This window comes from Brackiella oedipodis DSM 13743, from assembly GCF_000621025.1.
GTDB classification, from domain to species: Bacteria; Pseudomonadota; Gammaproteobacteria; order Burkholderiales; family Burkholderiaceae_B; genus Oligella; species Oligella oedipodis.
In genome coordinates this window covers 145,616-165,774 of record NZ_KK211205.1, presented here as the reverse complement: position 1 = coordinate 165,774, position 20,159 = coordinate 145,616, and the positions used below count along the sequence as shown (strand labels likewise).

Annotated in this window: 16 protein-coding genes; 6 read left to right on the top strand and 10 right to left on the bottom strand. The window is 47.0% G+C overall.

Annotated elements, in window-relative coordinates; translation table 11 throughout:
- Positions 1 to 34: 34 nt before the first annotated feature.
- A complete protein-coding gene (locus tag Q335_RS0104055) occupies positions 35 to 778 on the bottom strand; it encodes a YggS family pyridoxal phosphate-dependent enzyme (protein WP_028357546.1) in 744 nt (247 codons plus the stop codon).
- A 174-nt stretch (positions 779 to 952) separates the two neighbouring features.
- Between Q335_RS0104055 and Q335_RS0104050 the strand changes: the two genes are divergently transcribed.
- Positions 953 to 1,816 (top strand): acyl-CoA thioesterase, encoded by an 864-nt coding sequence (locus tag Q335_RS0104050; protein ID WP_028357545.1) that lies wholly within the window; start codon positions 953 to 955, stop codon positions 1,814 to 1,816.
- 7 nt (positions 1,817 to 1,823) lie between these two features.
- Complete coding sequence (locus Q335_RS0104045; RefSeq protein WP_028357544.1) at positions 1,824 to 3,143, top strand: hemolysin family protein; 1,320 nt, start codon at positions 1,824 to 1,826, stop codon at positions 3,141 to 3,143.
- A gap of 221 nt (positions 3,144 to 3,364) precedes the next feature.
- Here the strand turns inward: Q335_RS0104045 and galU are convergent, their stop codons facing one another.
- Entirely contained in the window at positions 3,365 to 4,204 is an 840-nt protein-coding gene (galU, locus tag Q335_RS0104040; RefSeq protein ID WP_028357543.1) for a UTP--glucose-1-phosphate uridylyltransferase GalU, read from the bottom strand.
- A gap of 129 nt (positions 4,205 to 4,333) precedes the next feature.
- Here galU and pgi point away from each other — a divergent pair, with 129 nt between their 5' ends.
- Positions 4,334 to 5,911 (top strand): glucose-6-phosphate isomerase, encoded by a 1,578-nt coding sequence (pgi, locus tag Q335_RS0104035; protein WP_084493535.1) that lies wholly within the window; start codon positions 4,334 to 4,336, stop codon positions 5,909 to 5,911.
- 102 nt (positions 5,912 to 6,013) lie between these two features.
- Complete coding sequence (locus Q335_RS0104030) at positions 6,014 to 6,457, top strand: CopD family copper resistance protein (protein WP_038369370.1); 444 nt, start codon at positions 6,014 to 6,016, stop codon at positions 6,455 to 6,457.
- Here Q335_RS0104030 and pdxA read toward each other — a convergent pair whose 3' ends face one another.
- On the bottom strand, positions 6,458 to 7,495 hold the full coding sequence (gene pdxA / locus Q335_RS0104025; protein ID WP_028357540.1) for a 4-hydroxythreonine-4-phosphate dehydrogenase PdxA: 1,038 nt from the start codon (positions 7,493 to 7,495) through the stop codon (positions 6,458 to 6,460). It lies immediately after the preceding gene.
- A 41-nt stretch (positions 7,496 to 7,536) separates the two neighbouring features.
- A complete protein-coding gene (locus Q335_RS0104020) occupies positions 7,537 to 8,844 on the bottom strand; it encodes a sodium/glutamate symporter (RefSeq protein WP_028357539.1) in 1,308 nt (435 codons plus the stop codon).
- A 290-nt stretch (positions 8,845 to 9,134) separates the two neighbouring features.
- On the opposite strand from Q335_RS0104020, the gene Q335_RS0104015 reads away from it, so the two are divergent.
- Positions 9,135 to 9,887 carry a gamma-glutamyl-gamma-aminobutyrate hydrolase family protein gene (locus Q335_RS0104015; RefSeq protein ID WP_028357538.1) on the top strand — a complete coding sequence of 251 codons (753 nt, stop codon included), beginning with the start codon at positions 9,135 to 9,137 and terminating at the stop codon, positions 9,885 to 9,887.
- Positions 9,888 to 9,953: 66 nt separating this feature from the next.
- On the opposite strand, the gene Q335_RS09160 is transcribed toward Q335_RS0104015, so the two are convergent.
- The gene (locus Q335_RS09160; RefSeq protein WP_038369368.1) at positions 9,954 to 11,045 is read right to left on the bottom strand and encodes an RsiV family protein; all 1,092 of its coding nucleotides are present in this window, start codon (positions 11,043 to 11,045) and stop codon (positions 9,954 to 9,956) included.
- A gap of 196 nt (positions 11,046 to 11,241) precedes the next feature.
- Positions 11,242 to 12,840: an isocitrate lyase gene (locus Q335_RS0104005; protein WP_028357537.1), complete on the bottom strand. Its 1,599-nt coding sequence runs from the start codon at positions 12,838 to 12,840 to the stop codon at positions 11,242 to 11,244.
- Between the two features lie 330 nt (positions 12,841 to 13,170).
- Between Q335_RS0104005 and aceK the strand changes: the two genes are divergently transcribed.
- Positions 13,171 to 14,943, top strand: a complete 1,773-nt coding sequence (gene aceK / locus Q335_RS0104000) for a bifunctional isocitrate dehydrogenase kinase/phosphatase (protein ID WP_028357536.1) — start codon at positions 13,171 to 13,173, stop codon at positions 14,941 to 14,943.
- 174 nt (positions 14,944 to 15,117) lie between these two features.
- Here the strand turns inward: aceK and Q335_RS0103995 are convergent, their stop codons facing one another.
- The 4 genes from Q335_RS0103995 to Q335_RS0103980 all read right to left on the bottom strand — a co-directional run bounded on the left by Q335_RS0103995 (position 15,118) and on the right by Q335_RS0103980 (position 20,064).
- Positions 15,118 to 17,301, bottom strand: coding sequence for a malate synthase G (locus Q335_RS0103995; protein ID WP_028357535.1), 2,184 nt, complete (start codon positions 17,299 to 17,301; stop codon positions 15,118 to 15,120).
- A gap of 106 nt (positions 17,302 to 17,407) precedes the next feature.
- Positions 17,408 to 19,135 (bottom strand): long-chain-fatty-acid--CoA ligase, encoded by a 1,728-nt coding sequence (locus tag Q335_RS0103990; RefSeq protein ID WP_038369367.1) that lies wholly within the window; start codon positions 19,133 to 19,135, stop codon positions 17,408 to 17,410.
- A 239-nt stretch (positions 19,136 to 19,374) separates the two neighbouring features.
- Entirely contained in the window at positions 19,375 to 19,833 is a 459-nt protein-coding gene (locus Q335_RS0103985; protein WP_156929886.1) for a hypothetical protein, read from the bottom strand.
- Between the two features lie 42 nt (positions 19,834 to 19,875).
- Complete coding sequence (locus Q335_RS0103980; RefSeq protein WP_028357532.1) at positions 19,876 to 20,064, bottom strand: hypothetical protein; 189 nt, start codon at positions 20,062 to 20,064, stop codon at positions 19,876 to 19,878.
- Positions 20,065 to 20,159 lie beyond the last annotated feature (95 nt).

Genomic DNA, 20,159 nt, shown 5'->3' with positions numbered 1-20,159 from the left:
TCGATTCAGGCTAGGGTGCCAAACCCTGGCTTTTTTAGTGTGAGCCGTTAGCGGCTCCATTTGCATAGTCACGCGCCCCAAAAAGCGCCGAACCCACCCTGATTTGGGTGGCGCCTTCCGCAATTGCTAACTCAAAATCGGCACTCATGCCCATAGAGAGCTCAGGCAGTGCGAGGCCCGTCGCTTGCCGACATTGCTCGGCCAATTGCGCTAAGCGTCTAAAGCAATCACGCACAATCGTCTGATCGGACGTGTTTTCGGCAACGGTCATAAAACCTTTGACCCGCAAACTGGGCACCTCTTGGAGTTGCCGCAAAAAATCTAGGACCTGCTCTGGCGCCATACCGCTTTTCGATTCCTCGCGGCTAGTTTTCACCTGAATCAAGGCCTCTAAAGTGCGATGATTTTTTTGTAAGTGTTTATCTAGAGCTTGCACTACTGACCAACGATCTAAGCTTTGGATTTCTGTGGCAAAACGCGCCACATATTTGGCTTTATTGGTTTGTAGTGGGCCGATCAGCACCCATTGCAAATGATTGACCCCTTGAGCAGTAAAGTACTCAGCCTTTTGTTTGAGCTCTTGAACGCGGTTTTCGGCAAAGCGTAGTTGCCCCATCTCGATGGCCGGCACAATAGCGCTCTCAGGAAAGGTCTTGCTGACGGGCAAAATCTGCACTGAATTGGGATCGCGGCCGACCTGTTCACAGACTTGAGCCACACGGCGATGTAAGGCTTGATAACGACTTGCAAAACTTGATTGAAGAGCTGGGTTTGTCATAAGAGTTTATTATTCGTACTTTAAACTAAGATGAAACCTCTATCTAGCGCCGCTGTCTAGGGAGTGACGGGTCGTGCATGGACTATACCTAATTGATAGCAAAAGGCATGCATGATATATAGATAAAAGGGTTTTGTATATAATAACTTTGTTTTCCTGATTGTAATTTTAAAAATGAACAAAAATCTTGATGATTTGATTCAACAACTGACACTTCAAGCCATCGCTGAGGATAGTTTTTTAGGCAAGAGCACTGATTTATTCAACACAGGTCGTATTTTTGGTGGTCAAATTTTAGGTCAAGCCCTGGCCGCCGCCCAACAAACGATAGACCCCGCCCGCCATGCTCATTCTTTACATGCTTATTTTGTAAGACCGGGCAATACCAAACTCCCGATTCAATTTGATGTCACCCGCAGCCGGGACGGCCGAAGTTTTTCAGTGCGTCACGTGACCGCTAGTCAAGAAAACAAAGTCATCTTCCAAATGAGCTGTAGCTTTCAACTACTCGAGGAGGGTTTAGAGCGTTTTGATGCGTGGCCCGATGAAGTGCTACCGCCTGAGCAATGCCTTGACTACCAAGACGCCATGGCGAAGTTATTCCATGGCCGTGACAAAGCAGAGTTTTTTGACCAACAAGCCTTTGAGGTACGCATGCCCTACGTCGATCGTATCCTAGAGCGTGCCCAAGATCGCTATACCATGGCTTGGTACAAAGCAGCCGGTCCCCTACCAAAAGATGATTTAGTCCAAAAAAGTCTGCTTGCGTACATTTCTGACTTTAATCTCTTATACAGCAGTGTCTATCGTAACGGTTTTTATCAACATGATGATAAATTCCAAATGGCCAGCCTGGATCATGCTATGTGGTTCCATCGCCCGATCGACCTTAACCAATGGCACTTATACGTTAACACCTCGACCACGACCATGGGCTCACGCAGCCTCTGTATGGGTCAGGTGTACTCCGAAGATGGCGTACTGATCGCCTCTACCGCCCAAGAAGGCCTCACACGTATTAATAATCGCAAGAAATAAATCCAAAATGCTCAATCTTATTGCTATTTTAGTCTTAATTCTTGTGAATGCGATTTTTGTGATGGCAGAAATCGCCATCGTCACCGCCAAGCGTATGCGCTTACAGCACGAAGCCGATCAAGGCAAACGCTCCGCCAAAGTGGCTCTGTCTCTCATCGACAATCCCACCAAGGCGCTCTCCACCACACAAATCGGTATTACACTGATTGGTATTTTTGTGGGGGCTATGGGCGAAGCCTCCCTCGTCAGCATGCTTCAGCCCTATGTGGAATCGATTCCAGGTTTAGCGAACTATGCCTATCAAATTTCCTTGTTTATCGTGGTCATGGGCATTACCTTTGTATCACTGATTATTGGTGAGCTCGTACCTAAGCGCATTGGCATGCAATATGCCGAACAAATCGCCGCCTTTTTTGCTATTCCCATGAAATGGCTCTCCACCATTGTGTCGCCATTTGTCTGGGTCTTATCGTTTACGACGGAATTAATCCTCAAGCTATTGCGCTTTAATCGTCACAATGGCGATGCCCTCACCGAAGAAGATATTAATAGTCTCCTCAAAGAAGGCGCCACAGCCGGCCTCTTTGAAAAAACCGAGCACGATATCGTAGCCCGCGCCCTAAGCCTTGATGATAAGCCCGTGGCTAGTATCATGACGCCCCGCAACGATATTCACTACATCGACCTCAAGGATTCCTTACAAGACAGCTTAACGCAAATCGCTGACAGTCCTTATTCGCGCTTTGTGGTCTGTGAAGATGATCTTGATAATGTGGTGGGCATTATTGATGCCGGAACCCTGTTTGAGCAACAAATTCGTGGTCAGCCCATCAATATTCGTGAGCTCACCCGCCCTGCCAAGTTCGTTCCAGAGACCATTAGTGCCATGGACTTATTGGAAACCTTACAACAGCAACGCTCCGAAATTGCTGTCGTCATTAATGAATACGGAGAGGTTGAGGGCGTATGTACGCTACGCGACATCCTCAAAGTCCTTGTCGGCTATACCATTCCACTCAACGAGGATCAAAGCTCGGACTTTGTCTATCGTGCGGATGGCAGTTGGTCCTTAGACGCTAGCATTGACTTTGATCGTTTTCGTGAAATTCTCGAGACAGATACCGAGTTTCCTGGCGAAGATGAAGACTATCACACCCTAGCAGGTTTTATCTTCCAAGAACTGGGTCATATCCCTGAACCGAAGGAGCATTTCACCTGGCAAGGCTATTATTTTGAGGTCTTGACCATGGATAAGCACCGCATCGACCGCGTCTTAGTGCGGGCTCCTCAAAGTAGTAAAGACATGATTGAAGAATCTGACGACTAAGCGCCAGGCCTCAGTCAACCCTGATGTTTCTTAACACCTAACAAAAAGCCCAAGTCATTAAGACTTGGGCTTTTTTGTGAAATTTGCGCCTGCAGATTAAAAAGTGCTCAAAAGCGTGAGAAACACTAAGCCCTTGCAAGACTCAACACTGTGTGTCGACACGCTGGCTCTGTAAAGCAAGGGCCTTAGACTGTCGCTGAATTGTTCTACAGCACAGCGAATTAATCAATGCTGAGATTATGGTACTTCATGCCTAGCGCGATATTGGCCTTGAAGAAGCCCTCTTTGCTGCCACAATCATAACGCGTCCCCTTATAGTTGTAGCCATACACTGGACGAGTTTTTTGCATGGCAGAGATCGCGTCAGTTAGTTGAATCTCATTGCCGGCACCTTTGCCAACATGGCGTAAATGCTCGAAAATCTCCGGTTCTAGCACATAGCGACCAACCACGGCTGTCGTAGAGGGCGCTTCTTCTGGTTTAGGTTTCTCGATGATTTGTTTGACTAAGGTGACACCCTCACCCTCGTCCTTGCCGGCGATAATGCCATACTTACCAGTATGTTCGCGTGGTACTTCTTGGGTGCCAAGCACACTGCCATTACGCGCATGAGCCACTTGGATGAGCTGCAAGGTCGCAGGGCTTTCGGAGTCGATCAAATCATCCGCTAAAAGCACCGCGAAAGGTTCATTACCGATGACTGGCTCAGCGCACAGTACCGCATGACCTAAACCCAATGGTGCATATTGGCGAATATAAATACAATTGACATTGCTAGGCAGAATATTTTGGACAGCCTCGAGTAGTTCTTGTTTGTTCTTTTGGGCAAGTTCTGCTTCTAGCTCTGGCATGCGATCGAAGTGATCCTCAATAGAGCGTTTGTGACGGCCAGTAATAAACACTAAGTCCGTAATACCGGCTTTGACAGCCTCTTCGACGGCATATTGGATTAATGGTTTATCGACCACAGGTAGCATTTCTTTGGGCATTGCTTTGGTAGCTGGCAAAAAACGCGTACCCAGACCAGCGACTGGAAAAACCGCTTTACGAATTGGGTTCATTGTATCTCTCTGAAGTCCTAAAAGAAGTAATAATCTTCTGATTGTACCCTAAAAAAATAGCGATACAAAAAAAAACGGCTTATACTTAGCTGTTAATAAACCCACTCAAATAGATTGCAAAATTAGTGTATGTCCAACGAAATTTTCTGTCGTACGCCTTTAGACAAAATGCCAGAATGGGCGCAATTCACGCAAGCGACCCAACAAGCCAATGTAAAAAGTGATCACCTACGCATTCTCAATGCGGCGGGTCTCAGCATTGATCTGAGTACGCAACGCCACTCTCAGGAATTGGATCAAGCTGGTGAAACCCTCTTACAGGCTCGCAATTTTACGCAAGCGCGCCAGGCGTTGTTTAACGGCACCAAAATCAATACGACTGAAAATCGCGCGGCCTGGCACACCATGCTCAGAGAGCCCCGTCCTCTACCAGAGGTGGCACACGAATATCGCCGCATGTTGGAATTTGTCCGTCGCACGGATAGTGAGCGACGTTGGCGTAATATTGTCCACATCGGTATTGGCGGAAGTGACTGGGGGGTGCGTTTACTCACGAGTGCCTTTGGCTATACTCATATGTGGCGTAACATCCGCTTTGTGGCCAATGTCGACGGCCATGCCATCGAGAGTGGTTTAGCGGGTCTTGACCCCAAAGAAACGCTCGTCGTCGTCGCCACCAAATCGTTTACTACCGCCGAGACCATGGCGAATGCCCAAAGAGCTCTAGACTGGCTCAAGGCGGGCAATGTCCGCAATCCTTTTAACCAAATTATTGGGATTACGGCCAATCCAGAAAACGCCCGCGCCTGGGGTATTCCTGATCATAATTTATTCCGCTTCTGGGATTGGGTCGGCGGTCGCTTTTCGCTGTGGTCATCGGTGGGCGTAGCGGCTGGCCTAACGGTCGGCACCCCTGTGTTAGCCGGTTTAATCAGTGGCGCGCATGCCATGGATCAACATTTTCTTAACGCACCATTTGCTGAAAACGCGCCAGTGCAATTAGCCTTGGCAGGCATTGGCAACCGCAGTGTCCTAGAGTACGGCTCTCACAATATCGCCGTCTATGACTCTCGCTTAAGTCAACTCGTACCGTATTTGCAACAACTCATCATGGAGTCCCTCGGTAAATCCGTCGATCACTATGGCGAGCCTATCAATGTGCCCACTGGCCCGGTGGTCTGGGGTATGCCCGGCACGGATGCCCAACATACCTTCTTCCAATGGTTACACCAAGGCAGTGACGGTGCGCCGATTGACTTTATTGTCTGTCAAGAAGCTGATCACCAATGGCCGTCTCACCACCGCAAATTATTGGCGCATTGCTTGGCACAGCGTCAAGCTTTGTGGACAGGCAAATCCATCGAAACGGCTTATCAAGAAAATCTTGCTGACGGTAAATCTGAAGCAGAGGCACGCTTATTAGCAAAACACCGTGCCTTGCCAGGCGGTCGACCTTCTACGCTGATCGTCATGCCGCGTCTGACCCCATTTGCACTAGGCGCACTATTGGCCCTCTACGAGCACAAAGTATTTGTACAAGGTCTTGTCTGGGGGCTCAATCCATTTGACCAATGGGGTGTCGAGTTAGGTAAACAGTTGGCCGGCAATATCGAAAAAGAAATTAACGGTGATAGCACCCAAGCCAAATTACACGACTCCTCAACGGCTCATTGGATCAATACCTTCAGAAATAATCACGCATCCTAATCAAAACCCCAGAAGTTTTGGGGGTTTGGCATGCCAGCTAGCGGCAAAGGATTAAAGTAATACTATCGCTGTCTTTTTGCGCTGATTTGTAGGGGTTTGATTTTGGCTTATTTATATCCAGTTTTATTAACCGTGCATATTTTCTGTGCCATTATGTTCGTCGGCACGGTATTTTTTGAAGTGTTAATTATGGGCGGCGCTCGTAAATACACGTCAGCTCGTCTCATGGATGCCATTGAGAGCGCTTTGTCGGCGCGCATCGTCAAAATCGTGCCGATCGCCGTCGTACTCTTATACTTAGCAGGGTTAGGTATGGTGGGCTTGCGCTTCCATACCCTACTTGCACAGCCCTTTGCTAGCGCATTTGCCTGTATGCTCTGGCTCAAGATCCTCTTGGCCGTCAGCGTATTTGCTCACTTTCTCATCGCCTTAATCAAACGCCGACGTGGCACACTCAGTGGTCATTTTTCTAAATGGTTGCACTGGAGCGTGTTTGCCCATGTGGTACTGATTGTCTTGATCGCTAAGTGGATGTTTTATATTTAGTCATGCCCGTTGTGCTGCGGCCCAAACTTGAGCCCAATTCGGTGCTAGTCTAGCGGCATGCTTGGCAGCCAACATCAAACTGGTCTCTCGAGCGATATTTTTGCCGGCGATATCAAAGGCGGTGCCGTGATCCACTGACACCCTGACGACGGGCAAGCCCACGGTAATATTGACGCCCTCATCACCATACACGGCCTTGAAAGGTCCATGCCCTTGATCGTGATAGCAGCAAACTAAGAACTTATAAGCTTTTTCTCGTACAGCCTTAGGCCACAGTACATCTCCCGGGATCGGCCCCAGTGTATGAATACCTTTGGCTTGAGCACGCGCAATGGCCGGTGCAATAATGTTGAGTTCCTCATCCCCAAATAGACCATTTTCACCGGCGTGAGGATTCAAACCCGCGACGGCGATGGTTTCTTGCTCACGGCCTAAGGCTCTTTGAAAGGCATAAATAAGCTCAAATAAACTATCAAAGCGTTGTGCAGTACAGTCCAACACCGCTTGACGCATAGGCACATGGGTGGTGGCATGGAACACATATATATCCTCCGCCGACAACACCAAAGAAAAATCCTTGACACCGAATTCATGCGCCAATAACTCGGTATGCCCTGGCCAATCATAGCCGCCCATGTGCATGGCTTCTTTATTCAGTGGCGCCGTCACTATTCCCGCAATTTGGCCTTGCCGCGCTAAGTCACAGGCGAGCATGACGGCCTGGGCCGACATCGCTCCCGCTTGCGCATTGAGTTGCCCCATGACGACATCATCTAGCGGTGTCGCGGCTTGTAAGACCTCAATAGTACCGATTTGGTTACGCACTTGCGCGGGCGTTTGTAGGGCTTGCACGCAAGCGCCATCATGACCAATTTGCTGAGCCGCCTTACGCATGCTAGCGACATCACCGATAACGACAAAGCGCGCGATTTGCCGCAGTTCGGGATGGTTAAGCAGCATGCGTGCGGTCACTTCGGGACCAATGCCCGCGGCATCACCCATGGTGACGCCTAATACTGGAAGAGCTGAAGACTGCATAAAAAAGATCAAGGGCCGCGAGGCCCTTGTATGAGTAAGTATTATTGAATGAAGAAGATAAAGAGTTTAATGACCATCGCGTTGGCTAAATCGACAAAGAAAGCCCCTACCATAGGCACTAAAAGATACGCTTTTGGAGAAGGGCCAAATCTATCGGTAATGACCTGCATATTGGCAATCGCGGTTGGCGTTGCACCCATACCAAAACCACAGTGACCAGCGGCTAAGACGGCCGAATCGTAATTCGAACCCATCACTTTAAAGGTCACATAGGTGGCAAACACCATCATGACCACGACTTGCACAGCCAAAATCACCAATACAGGTAAGGCCAAATCCGCTAATTCCCAAACACGTAAGCTGAGTAAGGCGATCGCTAAATATAAGGAAAGGGAGGCATTGCCAAAAACGTCGATGGCACGGTCGAACATATCAAAACTAAAGAGATGCGTCAGGACATTGCGTAACACTACCCCCGTCGCCAAGGCCCACACGAAGGTCGGCAATTCAATATAAGTGCCAGCGGTCACAGCGCTAAGAATATCGGCCACCGCCAAGCAGACCGCAAATAAGGTCAAGGTTTCAATCGCAGAAGAGGTGGTGATTAAGCGCATCTCATCACGACGGTTGAACATATCATCACTTTGACGATCACTACCATCATCTGTTCTGGCGTTTTTGGAGGTTCTAAAAAGAGATTGTCGGTTGGCGACTTTACCTAAGGCAAAGTTATCTTCCGTACTGGACACTTGTTCACGTTTGATTTTTTTGATCAAAAAACGCGCCACTGGACCGCCAATCAAACCACCACTGACTAAACCAAACGTCGCCGTTGCAATCCCTAGGGTCGTCGCGCCACTCACGCCCATTTTTTCAAAAATATCACCCCAGGCCGCTGCCGTACCGTGACCACCCGTGAGGGTCACAGAACCAGCCACCAAACCAATTAAGGGATCTAAACCCAACCCACTCGCCATGGCCACACCCACACCATCTTGAATCATGATGAAGAATGACACCACCACTAAGAAAATCACCAACGGCATACCACCCGCTTTGAGGCGTTTGAAGTCTGCTGCTAAACCGATGGAGGTAAAGAACATCAACATAAAGAAGGTTTGTAAGTCGGTATCAAAAGTAAACTTAAGTGCTAATGACTCAGAAGCACCAAACCAACTTGGCCACATTCTTAAAATAAAGATAATAATGGCGGCCACCAAACCACCCGCCACAGGCTCAGGAATATTAAAGTCAGATAAAAACTTAACTTTAGAAACTAACAAGCGTCCTAATATCAGAACAAATGTGGCAATAATCAGGGTATACACCCCGTTGAGCTCGAATTCCATAGACACCCCTATGTAAAATTAATACAACTTTTACAACTTGCTATCGTTGCTTACAATCACCAGAATTGTAGCACCATTCAATTGCAAGTTTTAATTTACTTGTCAGTCACACTAATATGATAAAAAGAGCACCGCAAATGTTAAAAAAATTGATCTAACTTAACACTATATGCAGGCTACTGACGGTAATTGACCGAGTTCACCTGGGTTTTACTAATAGTCAAAAGGAACTTGGCGTTTTAAGATGCAAGACATATTCTTGTTGTCTAACTTAATGATATTTTGTTCCAATGTCAGTGTCTGAATCGCATACAATTATTGGCATTAGTGGCTGCTCAACCGACAGCGATGATCACTATAGTCAAGTATCCAACACCATAGAGGCTGTTGAACGCGCTGGCGGCATTCCACTTATTTTGCCTCCCATTAATCCTGGCTTTGTACCGGCCTGGATTGATGTTATTGATGGTCTGATTATTGGCCATCGCATTGATGTCGATCCTTCCACCTATCAGGGTCAATATCAACCCGATTTACACAATAGCAACCCGACCCAAGACACGGTCGAAATCAAACTGATCCTAGCGTGTATCGAGCAACAAGTGCCTTTGCTATGTATCAGTCGGGGTTTGCATTTACTTAATCTGGCGCTGGGCGGCGATTTACGAATCTGTGAAGCCTATGGTAAACCTCAAACTCAAGCCAAAGCGGCGACGGCGTCTAATGGCACCCTGCCCTTACAATCAATCAAGATCAAAAAAGACTCTATTTTGTATTCGATTTTTGGGCATCATCATTTGCAGGTAAACTCTTCCCATCACCTGGCGCTTGACGGCCTGGGTCGTTGTCTCAATGCTACTGCTCGCAGTGCTGGTGGCATGATAGAAGCCGTGGAACTATTTAGCCACCCAGAAGTCCTGGCCGTACAATGGCAGGCAGACTTAATGGCGCGCCAAGATCAACGGCAACAAAACTTATTCGATTGGCTTGTCCAAAAAGCCTCGCAACGACGCCTCACCAAAGCACCTCGTAAATCTGCCTAAAAATATCTACCACATAGAGGTTTTTTAGGCATTGCATTGTGCTCCGATACGGATCGATCGATAGCCTTAATTATCCAGCGGCTTGACTTCGACAGGTAAATATTCTGATTTAAGAATGCCTTGTAGGGAATAATACGGTAATTTAAGCTCTATAATCCCATCAGCATAGGAGCCTAATGCATACGGGCCATAGGAAAAGACCATAGCGTCATGCCCAAAATAATAATTGTTGTTGTCATAGGCATCTGGATTATTTGACTCCACTTCTTCAGGCGTGAAACCACCAATTTGTGATCGATAATCTACAAAAGCTTCTCGTAAGAGCGCCTTGAGTTTGGGGCGTTGACCTGGAACGAGAACATCATCTAGATTTAGGCGTTTGTGCTGCTCGAGATCAAATACTGAATAACCCTTACCGTATATACCATGCGCACCGCCCGTATAACCACTCCATTGATGGACAAAAGTGGCAAGATTCTGGCGCTGATCAAGAAAACGCGCTTGGTTGACATACCAATAAGGGCCTCTACCCATCGCCGTGTAAGTTTTGTCTTTTTGCTGCTCACGAATTTCATCTTGTCTGAGCTCTTCCAACCATTCGACCTCAGATTGCAACCAATAAGCGGCCGTTTTGTAGGCAAGTTTATCGACCGATGACGCCTGTGAGTTCGTCTCAGTGTTCGACGCTGTCGTCTCTGCAGGATGATTTTCTGTGGTAGAGAGCTCTTCGTTATCAGGTAAAAATGGGACGGTCAGATCTTGTACTAACAAGCGATCCAACCATACTAAACCAGTTTTGTCGATGGCAATTCTTGCGGTTGCGCAATACATATTAGGGGTATCAGGACCCAATTTAAGTTTGTCGTGTCCTTTAATGCATTTTTTGTCGTCAACCACCATTTGTAATTTAGGTCGTAGCAAAGGAATATCTGATATTTGTGCTTGGCTTTGCTGGTTCTGCTCAACGTGGGCGCGGCTGACCGCTGTACTCGCTGTTTGCGGGTCTTTTTGGCAAGAAATTGATAAATTTCGACACCAAAAGCCTTGATTCTGGTGTGGGCCGGGGTGTTGATCGGCAGCACTGACGTTTTCTGGGCTGCAAGCACTCAGCATCCATAGACTAAAGAGGGCCGGTGACAAAATTTTGAGGGATGGCATATCGTTTCTCTGAAAAAATAATGACTTTTCTAAGGGATGTTTGGGATTAGAACTCGCGCCAATTAGTGTAGTTTGGAGCCTCTACAAATTATAAGCCAACCTGAGTGGCTAAGCACTGAGGTTGGCTCTAACTAGGTATGAGGATGGTATTCCACTAAGCTGAGCAACTGCCGCAGCTAACGCAATTACTTGTAGCTTAGTCGAATTGATTCATGGTATTGTCCTTACCCCCGGCTTTGAGTGCTGCTTCGCCAGCAAAGTAGTCTTTGTGGTGGTCGCCAATATCAGAGCCCGCCATATTTTGGTGTTTGACGGTCGCAATACCATTACGGATCTCACGGCGCTGAACACCCGTCACATACGTGAGCATGCCTTCCTTATCGAAGTAACCCTTGGCTAAATCATCCATGGACAAGGCCGTGGTGTGATAGGTCGGTAAGGTAATGAGATGATGGAAGATGCCAGCACGTGCGGAGGCATCGGCTTGGAAGGATTGGATGCGTTTATCGGCCTCTTTGCCAAGCTCGGTATCATCGTAATCCGCACTCATCAACTTACTACGATCATAAGCTGAGAGATCTTTGCCCTCGTCATGCCATGCATCATAGACTTGTTGACGGAAATTAAGCGTCCAGTTGAAAGATGGACTATTGTTATAGACTAATTTGGCTGTCGGCACCTGTTCGCGAATGCGATCAACCATACTTGCAATTTGCTCGACGTGAGGCTTTTCGGTCTCGATCCACAATAAGTCCGCGCCGTTTTGTAGGAAGTGCACACAATCCATCACCACTCGATCGACGCCACTGCCTTTTTTGAATTGGAAAAGACCACTGCTGAGCTTAGTAGGACGAATCAATTTACCCCCGGTGCGCACCACGACTTCACCATTTTTGATGTCGTTAAGGTCTTGAACCTCGTCGCCTTCAAGAAAACTATTGTAGCGATCACCAATATCCCCCTCCTCACGTGAGACCGCAATTTGCTTGGTTAAACCAGCTCCTAGCGAGTCAGTCCGTGCCACAATGACCCCATCATCAACGCCTAACTCAAGGAAGGCATAACGGACGGCGTTAATCTTGGCGATGAAATCATCAAGAGGCACGGTGACTTTACCGTCTTGGTGACCACATTGCTTTTCGTCAGCCACTTGGTTCTCGATTTGGATAGCACAAGCGCCTGCCTCTATCATACGTTTAGCCAATAAATAGGTCGCCTCGACATTACCATAACCCGCATCAATATCGGCAATCATCGGTACAACATGTGTTTCAAAATTGTCGATCTGCTCTTGAATTTGCTTGATCTGAGCTTGATCGCCGGATTCTTTGGCCTTGTCGAGTGCGGTAAAGAGTAAATCAAGCTCACGCGCATCGGCTTGCTTAAGGAAGGTGTAGATCTCTTCGATGAGTTTGTTGACCGCTGTTTTTTCGTGCATAGATTGGTCTGGTAAAGGCCCAAACTCAGAGCGTAGACCAGCCACCATCCAACCTGATAAATAAATATAACGCTTCTTGGTGGTTTGGAAGTGTTTTTTGATGGAGATGAGCTTTTGTTGGGCGACGAAACCATGCCAACATCCCAAAGATTGGGTGTATTTGCTCGGATCTTGATCGTATTCGGCGATATCCTTGCGCATAATGGCAGCACAGTATTTGGCAATATCTACCCCACTTTTGAAGCGATTCTGCAGGCGCATACGGGCTACATAGTCTGGATTGATAGCATGCCAACTCTCTCCTGCTTGTTTGATCGTCTGTTGCGCTTGTTCAATGTTTTCGTTGTATGTCGTCATAGTAAGACTCCTAATCGAGGAAAAAGAAATGGTTAATAGCGTGGCCTAACACTACTTGTCTAGAGTCAGGCAGCCATACAGCACTGCTTAAGACATTGCCACGGTGAACATCACTGTTAAGCACAAATTAGCACGGGAGGTTAGCTTTGAATATTAGCAGTAACACTTATATAAGATATAAGATATATGACTTGCGCGTAGACTTATCGCAGGTCATCGGCTAATCCTAGTATAAGTCCGTAATTTCAAGGATTTAGCCACACGAAGATGGGAGTACACGTATATTGATCTATATAGAAAATATATAGCGAAATGCACAAGGAGACTATCATGGCAATCACTCATCACTCGACATCCAAGACCATTGCTGTAGCCATCCTGACGGGCTTTAATAAGCACTATTTTATTTTTCGCTCCTACTCCAAACGTGCCAAAAATAAATTCGAAGAGGCCGATTGGCTAGGTGTGCAGGCACTCGTGGCCGACAGGGTGCGCTGCTATGACGATAGGGTGGATGAATGCGTCACTTGGTTACATGAACATTACCCCCAGCAAATTTTGGATGAAACACTCTGGAAAAGCATCAAAACCGATTTTATTGCGCTACTTACCAATCATAAACAACCCGAATTGGCCGAAACGTTTTTTAACTCTGTTTCAACGCGCATGTTGGATCGTAGTTACTACAAAAATCAATATATTTTTGTACGCCCTGCCATTGCCACCGAATACATAGAATCCGATGAGGACAGCACCTTCAAGCCGTTTTACCCTGACAATAACGACTTAAGTCCTTGCGTGCGTAATATGTTGCTGCATTTTAATTGGCGCGTGCCATTTACGGATATTGACAAAGATGTCACGAATATCATGTCGACCATCCAAAAAGAGATGGGACCATGGCCTTTCGATGAGTTCAATCTGCATATTCAGATGTTGCAATCGGCGTTTTATCGCAATAAATGTGCTTACATACTCGGCCAAATTATCAATGGCAATGAATCTTATCCATTTGCCATTGCTGTGGTACACGACAAGAAAGGCGGGCTCAAGGTCGATGCGGCCTTGCTGAATGCGCGCTCTATTGCTGTCTTATTCTCTTTTGCTCGGGCCTATTTTTTGGTAGAAATGGAGGTCCCCTCAAATTACGTCAATTTCTTGCGGGCTATGCTGCCGATGCGCAGCAAAATCGATCTCTACAATATGTTGGGCTTACAAAAACAGGGCAAAAATATTTTTTGGCGCGATTTCTTGCAGCATTTACATTATTCAGAAGATAAATTTATCCTCGCCCCTGGCATCAAAGGGTTAGTCATGTCTGTCTTCATGTTGCCCTCGTTTCCCTATGTTTTTAAAGTGATCAAGGATAAATTTGGCCCCAATAAGGATTTTGACCGCGATTATGTTCGTGGCAAATACCTTCTCGTCAAAAAACATGATCGGGTTGGTCGCATGGCCGATACGCTGGAGTTCTCAAAAGTCGCTATCCCGCGCGATCGTTGCACCGATGAAATGCTCAATGAGTTACGCGAGTTTGCGCCTTCTATGCTCGAGGAAAATGATGACTACATTATTATCAAGCACTGCTATATAGAACGACGCCTCAAGCCACTCAATATTTTCTTACCCAAAGCCAATGCTGAACAGCGCCGCGACGCTATTATCGATTATGGGCAAGCACTCAAGGATCTGGCCGCCGCGAATATTTTCCCTGGCGATATGCTGTTTAAAAACTTCGGTATAACACGCTTTGGTCGGGTGATTTTTTATGACTATGACGAAATTGAATACATGACGAGCTGTAATTTCCGACGTATCCCACCTGCCCCCTATCCCGAAATGGAGCTCTCGGGAGAGGTTTGGTATCCCGTCAACAAAAACGATGTCTTCCCAGAAGAATTTGGCACTTTTTTATTGACGGATCCAGAGGTGCGCGAGGTGTTTATGGCACACCATGCAGAACTATTAACACCAGAATTTTGGCAGGAAAAAAAAGACCATATAGAAGCAGGTTTACTCGATGATTTTTATCCATACCCAGACTCGGCTCGTTTTGAAATCGATGGTGATCCTAATTACCTGAGGGAAGGTGCAGACGCCTAGCACATTGGCACAGGCGTATGGCGCTTTTACGTAAGTCCCAGGCACAGACAAACGCCCCAAGACCACAAGAGTCTGGGGCGTTTGTGTTATGGATCACTACTATATAGGGAAACTAAAGGCACCCTAGGAGTCTAGATTGAGAATCTCAGGTGCTGAGTCTTACACTCAAGAGAATCAAGAGGATAAGGCCTGCTTTTTAGCAATTTGGCGCCAGTGATGTAATAAGGGCTCGGTATAGCCTGAAGGCTGCTCCTGGCCCTTGTAAATCAAGTCGCAAGCCGCGCGGAAGGCCGGTGATTGCTCAAAGCGACCGACCATAGGTACATAATGGGCATCGCCTTGGTTTTGGGCATCGACCACTGCCGCCATTCGTTCAAGCGTGGCTTGCACTTGCTCTTTAGTGACGACACCATGCACTAACCAATTGCAAATATGCTGACTGGAGATACGGAGGGTGGCGCGATCTTCCATGAGGCCGATATTGTTAATATCGGGCACCTTGGAGCAGCCAACGCCCTGCTCGACCCAACGCACTACGTATCCTAATAGGCTTTGGCAATTATTATCGAGTTCATGTTGAATGGCCTTAGCCTCCCAATCGGTATGCGCTGCTAAAGGCGGCACAAGAATTTCATCCACATAATTATGGGTGTCATCGAGTAACTGTTTTTGGACCTCAAACACATTGACTTGATGGTAGTGAATCGCATGCAACGTCGCGCCCGTAGGTGAAGGAACCCAAGCGGTATTGGCACCCGATTTAGGGTGCGCAATTTTTTCGGTGAGCATTTTGTGCATGAGATCAGGCATAGCCCACATCCCCTTACCGATTTGAGCACGACCAATAAGTCCACACAGTACCCCCGTCTGGACGTTATTTTTTTCGTAGGCGGGAAACCAGGTAGTGTTTTTGATGTCATTTTTGGGGACCACAGCACCACCACTCATAATGGTATGGATTTCGTCGCCCGTGCGATCCAAGAACCCCGTATTAATAAAGACCAGGCGATCTTTAGCTTGGAGAATGCAAGCCCGCAAATTAATGGAGGTTCGACGCTCCTCATCCATTAAGCCCATTTTGAGGGTGTTGGCGGGTAGTTGAGTCAGTTGCTCAGCGGCCGTAAATAACTCATTGGCAAAAGCAACTTCGGCAGGACCGTGCATTTTGGGTTTGACAATATACACACTACCGGCACGGCTGTTTTTGTTGTCTTGGCGATTAAGGTCAAAAGGCGCAATCAAAGCCGTGACGACAGCATCCATAATGCCCTCATAGACCTCGTCACCATTTTGGTCGAGAATGGCAGGATTAGTCATCAAGTGACCGACATTTCGCACTAGCATGAGGGAGCGCCCGCCTAACACAATGGTCTTTTTGCCATTGGCGGCTGTATATTCACGATCTGGATTCATACGACGGATGAACGTCTTGCCATTTTTGCTGACTTCTTCGGTGAGATCACCGCGCATTAAGCCCAGCCAGTTTTTGTAGGCGAGGGTTTTGTCTTCACCATCGACGGCGGCCACCGAGTCTTCCATATCCATGATGGTCGATAGCGCCGCTTCTAGGATAATGTCTTTGATATGGGCAGGATCCTGTTGACCGATGCGATCCTGAGCATCAATTTGCACATCGATATGTAAACCATTATGCAAGAACAATAAGGAGCTTGGCGCCTGTGCCTCTCCCTGATAACCGATGAATAGTTCGGGATTCACTAAAGTCACGCTTTGACCATTCTGTAAGGTGACCTGTAAACGCCCGTCTTGGACCTGATACTGCTTAGCGTCTTGATGACTAGCGCCTTGTAAAGGCAGACTTTGGTCTAAAAATTCTCTGCCAAAGGCAATCACAGCGTCGCCGCGTTTCGCATTGTAACTCTCACCCGGTGCTAGCTCGCCACTTTGGTCGATGGCATCGGTGCCGTATAAAGCATCATATAAAGAACCCCAACGGGCATTACAAGCATTAATCGCATAACGTGCATTCAGAATAGGTACCACTAATTGCGGCCCCGCTTGCTCAGCAAATTCACGATCTACATGGCTAGGATTGATGGTAAACGGCTCTGGCTCTGGTTCAAGGTAGCCAATGTCTTGCAAAAATTTCTTGTAGGCATCTTGGTCTTGCACCGGGCCTGGATGCTGCTGGTGCCACGCGCTAAGTTGCGCTTGGAACTCATCTCTTTTTTGTAGTAATTGTTTGTTCTTAGGGCCTAACTCTTTAATAATCTTGGCAAAACCAGGCCAGAAGTCGGCGCTTTTGACCGTTGGATGCTGCGCTAAAACTTGACTTTCTAAAAAATCATAAAGCACTTTGTCTACCTGTAGACCAGAGGTTTCGATCCGCTCTGTCATGCTTGTCTCCTCAAAATGATAATGAATAGGTGATTGTTCGGCGGCTAGTGGCTGAAAAAACAGCTTAGCCACAAAACCTCTCTGGCTTTGCGGCTAAGTTCAGCGTTTATTTAGGATTATGGCCTTGATTGGCTTTTTCTCTGAGTGTTTTACGCAGAATCTTACCTACCGCCGTTTTTGGTAATTCGTCCAAGAACTCAATATCTTTAGGCACCTTGTAACCAGTTAAGCGCTCACGACAATAGGCGATGATTTCTTCTTTGGTAAGGCTAGGATCCTTGGCCGTGACATAGAGTTTAATGGTTTCGCCAGAGACAGGATGGTCAACCCCTACGGCGGCTACTTCTGAGACTTTAGGGTGCGATACCACGACGCCCTCAACCTCGTTGGGATAGACATTAAAGCCAGAGACAACAATCATGTCTTTTTGGCGATCGACAATATAGAACTTGCCCTGCTCGTCCATATAACCCAAATCACCGCTCCTAAAGAAACCATCCTCGTAGATGACTTTGGCGGTTTCCTCTGGGCGATTCCAGTAACCCCGCATCACTTGCGGACCCTTGATGCACAGCTCGCCAACTTCGTGAATAGGTAGGTCCTTGCCTTCGGTATTGCGGATGACGATATCGGTCGAAGGCACCGGCATACCGATAGATCCCGTGAAGTGATCATTATTGATATCTTCGACCGTCGCCAACGGTGAGGTCTCTGTAAGGCCATACCCCTGGGTGATCACCTTGCCAGTCTTTTCTTGCCAACGATCTGCAATGGATTTTTGGATGGCATCGCCACCCCCAATACAAAACAGGAACTGACTGAAATCCACCTCTGGAAACTCAGGATGCTGCATTAAACCGTTATAGAGCGTGTTGACGCCCGTCATATTGGTCATGCCGTAGTCCTTAATTTGAGCAATAAAGCTATCCATATTACGAGGATCGGCAATTAGTAAATTACGACCGCCCATGTACACCATACTAAAGAAATTAGCGGTTAAGGCAAAAATATGATAGAGCGGAATCGCTGTGACACAGCGCAGTTCAATGGTAGATAGGTCGATGTTTATGACCGCTTCTACCTGTTTGACGTTACTGAGAATATTGAAATGCGTCAGAATGGCGCCTTTAGAGAGCCCCGTCGTGCCGCCCGTATATTGCAAGAACGCGATATCCTCTTGTGTGACCTCTACCGGTTTAAAGCCAGCCTCTTGACCCTTTTGGAGCGCCTCTTTGTAAGTGATAAAGCCCGGGAAGGATTGTAAATAAGAACCGAATTGCTCGAGCACATCAACACCACCAGTAACCATGAGTGAAGCTTGTTTGGCCTTGTGGACGATTTCAGGATTGAGGCTAGGTTTACCAAACACATCACCGAGACTGGTGACAATCACATGCTTAATGTCGGGTAGTTTGTCTATGCACTTCAGTAAGGTTTCAAAAAAGACATCGGGTAGGATAATGGCCTTGGCACCGGAATCCTTGAGTTGATGGTGTAATTCATAAGAAGTATAGAGGGGATTACAATTAACCACCGTCGCGCCACAACGCATAATGCCGAGCACAGTAATCGGGTATTGAATGAGATTAGGTAGCATCACGGCCACGCGATCACCTTTTGTAATGCCCTGGCTCTGTAAGTAAGCCGCAAACTTGGTACTCTCTGCGCCAAATTCCTGGTAAGACAAAGGTAGTTGTGAACCAATAAAGGCCGTGCGGTCAGCAAATTTCTGGATGCTAGCGTCACACATGTCGACCAAGGATTGATGCTCTAGTGCAGAGATTTCTGCAGGAATACCACTAGGATAATGCTCCAACCAAATTTTCTTACTCATCAAAGCCTCCTTTAACTCTCTGAATGATGTGGAAATGTTGTTTGTTATTTTTTGGAACTGGATAGTGTCTAGTTCATCTTTTATAGCACATCGTTTTTAGTGCAGTAACGATGAAAAACCCTAACAGCTCGGCACTGTTAGGGGTTTTTCGCTAAGCGTTACGCTGCATTAGGCGAGGTTGAAATCAGCGGTTGAGAATTTTAAAATGCACCGACGTAAAAGCCCACGAGGCCAGGGGCTTATTGAGGTGACTGGCGTGTTGATGACTGTGCTGACAGCCCCAGTTGTTGCTCTAGGTCACGATAAAAATCATTATAGGTTGAGGCACCATTTGGTAATTCACCGCGGTTATTGGTATAAGGACCATTTAGATCCTCTAACACAGATGTACCCGGATCACCTGCTTTGAAGCGACTCGCATCCAAATGCACTTGCGTCTGACCATCGGCCAGGCTGCGAGTATAGAGTTTCCAATAATCAAAGCCGCGACTCCCCCATAAATAATAGCCATCATCCCAAGCATGTCGAACTGTAAGATTGCCTTGATGAATACTTGCTTTGTAGCCCTCTGGGTAGCGGTGATCAAAGACTTGTTTGGCGGCCGTTAAGATCGTTGCTTGATCGTAAGCATAGGTCCGATTGGAGACGCGCTGATAGTCTTGGTCGCTAAGGCTAGTGCAAGCAACTAAGGAAGCCAATAAGGCGCTTATGGTGAATTTTCTGAAGATAATCATAATAAACTAAGATTGCGATGAGGAATGAGTGGTATTGGCCGCTGCCTGGCTATTTTCGTCTGTATTTGGCTTAAGATCCATGTGATCACCCTCACTGACTCGATTACCCACTTGAATGAGTTTGCGTAAGATAAAAGAAAAAACAATCAAGAAAATTACAAATACAGCGCAAACAATAATGGCAATCGTCCACATGTGCTGACCTCCATAAAACCGAATACATTTAACTTTATTATAAATATTTACTAGTGCTTTTTATAGGAATAGCCCTTGTTGTCTGCGGTATTTAT

Bases quoted from the DNA above. Each gene is read 5' to 3' on its own strand.
- pgi (WP_084493535.1), top strand. From the start codon at position 4,334: ATGTCCAACGAAATTTTCTGTCGTACGCCTTTAGACAAAATGCCAGAA.
- Q335_RS0104055 (WP_028357546.1), bottom strand. From the start codon at position 778: ATGACAAACCCAGCTCTTCAATCAAGTTTTGCAAGTCGTTATCAAGCC.
- Q335_RS0103995 (WP_028357535.1), bottom strand. From the start codon at position 17,301: ATGACAGAGCGGATCGAAACCTCTGGTCTACAGGTAGACAAAGTGCTT.
- Q335_RS09160 (WP_038369368.1), bottom strand. From the start codon at position 11,045: ATGCCATCCCTCAAAATTTTGTCACCGGCCCTCTTTAGTCTATGGATG.
- aceK (WP_028357536.1), top strand. From the start codon at position 13,171: ATGGCAATCACTCATCACTCGACATCCAAGACCATTGCTGTAGCCATC.
- Q335_RS0103980 (WP_028357532.1), bottom strand. From the start codon at position 20,064: ATGTGGACGATTGCCATTATTGTTTGCGCTGTATTTGTAATTTTCTTG.
- Q335_RS0104015 (WP_028357538.1), top strand. From the start codon at position 9,135: ATGTCAGTGTCTGAATCGCATACAATTATTGGCATTAGTGGCTGCTCA.
- Q335_RS0104050 (WP_028357545.1), top strand. From the start codon at position 953: ATGAACAAAAATCTTGATGATTTGATTCAACAACTGACACTTCAAGCC.
- Q335_RS0104005 (WP_028357537.1), bottom strand. From the start codon at position 12,840: ATGACGACATACAACGAAAACATTGAACAAGCGCAACAGACGATCAAA.
- Q335_RS0103990 (WP_038369367.1), bottom strand. From the start codon at position 19,135: ATGAGTAAGAAAATTTGGTTGGAGCATTATCCTAGTGGTATTCCTGCA.
- Q335_RS0104020 (WP_028357539.1), bottom strand. From the start codon at position 8,844: ATGGAATTCGAGCTCAACGGGGTGTATACCCTGATTATTGCCACATTT.
- Q335_RS0104045 (WP_028357544.1), top strand. From the start codon at position 1,824: ATGCTCAATCTTATTGCTATTTTAGTCTTAATTCTTGTGAATGCGATT.
- galU (WP_028357543.1), bottom strand. From the start codon at position 4,204: ATGAACCCAATTCGTAAAGCGGTTTTTCCAGTCGCTGGTCTGGGTACG.
- pdxA (WP_028357540.1), bottom strand. From the start codon at position 7,495: ATGCAGTCTTCAGCTCTTCCAGTATTAGGCGTCACCATGGGTGATGCC.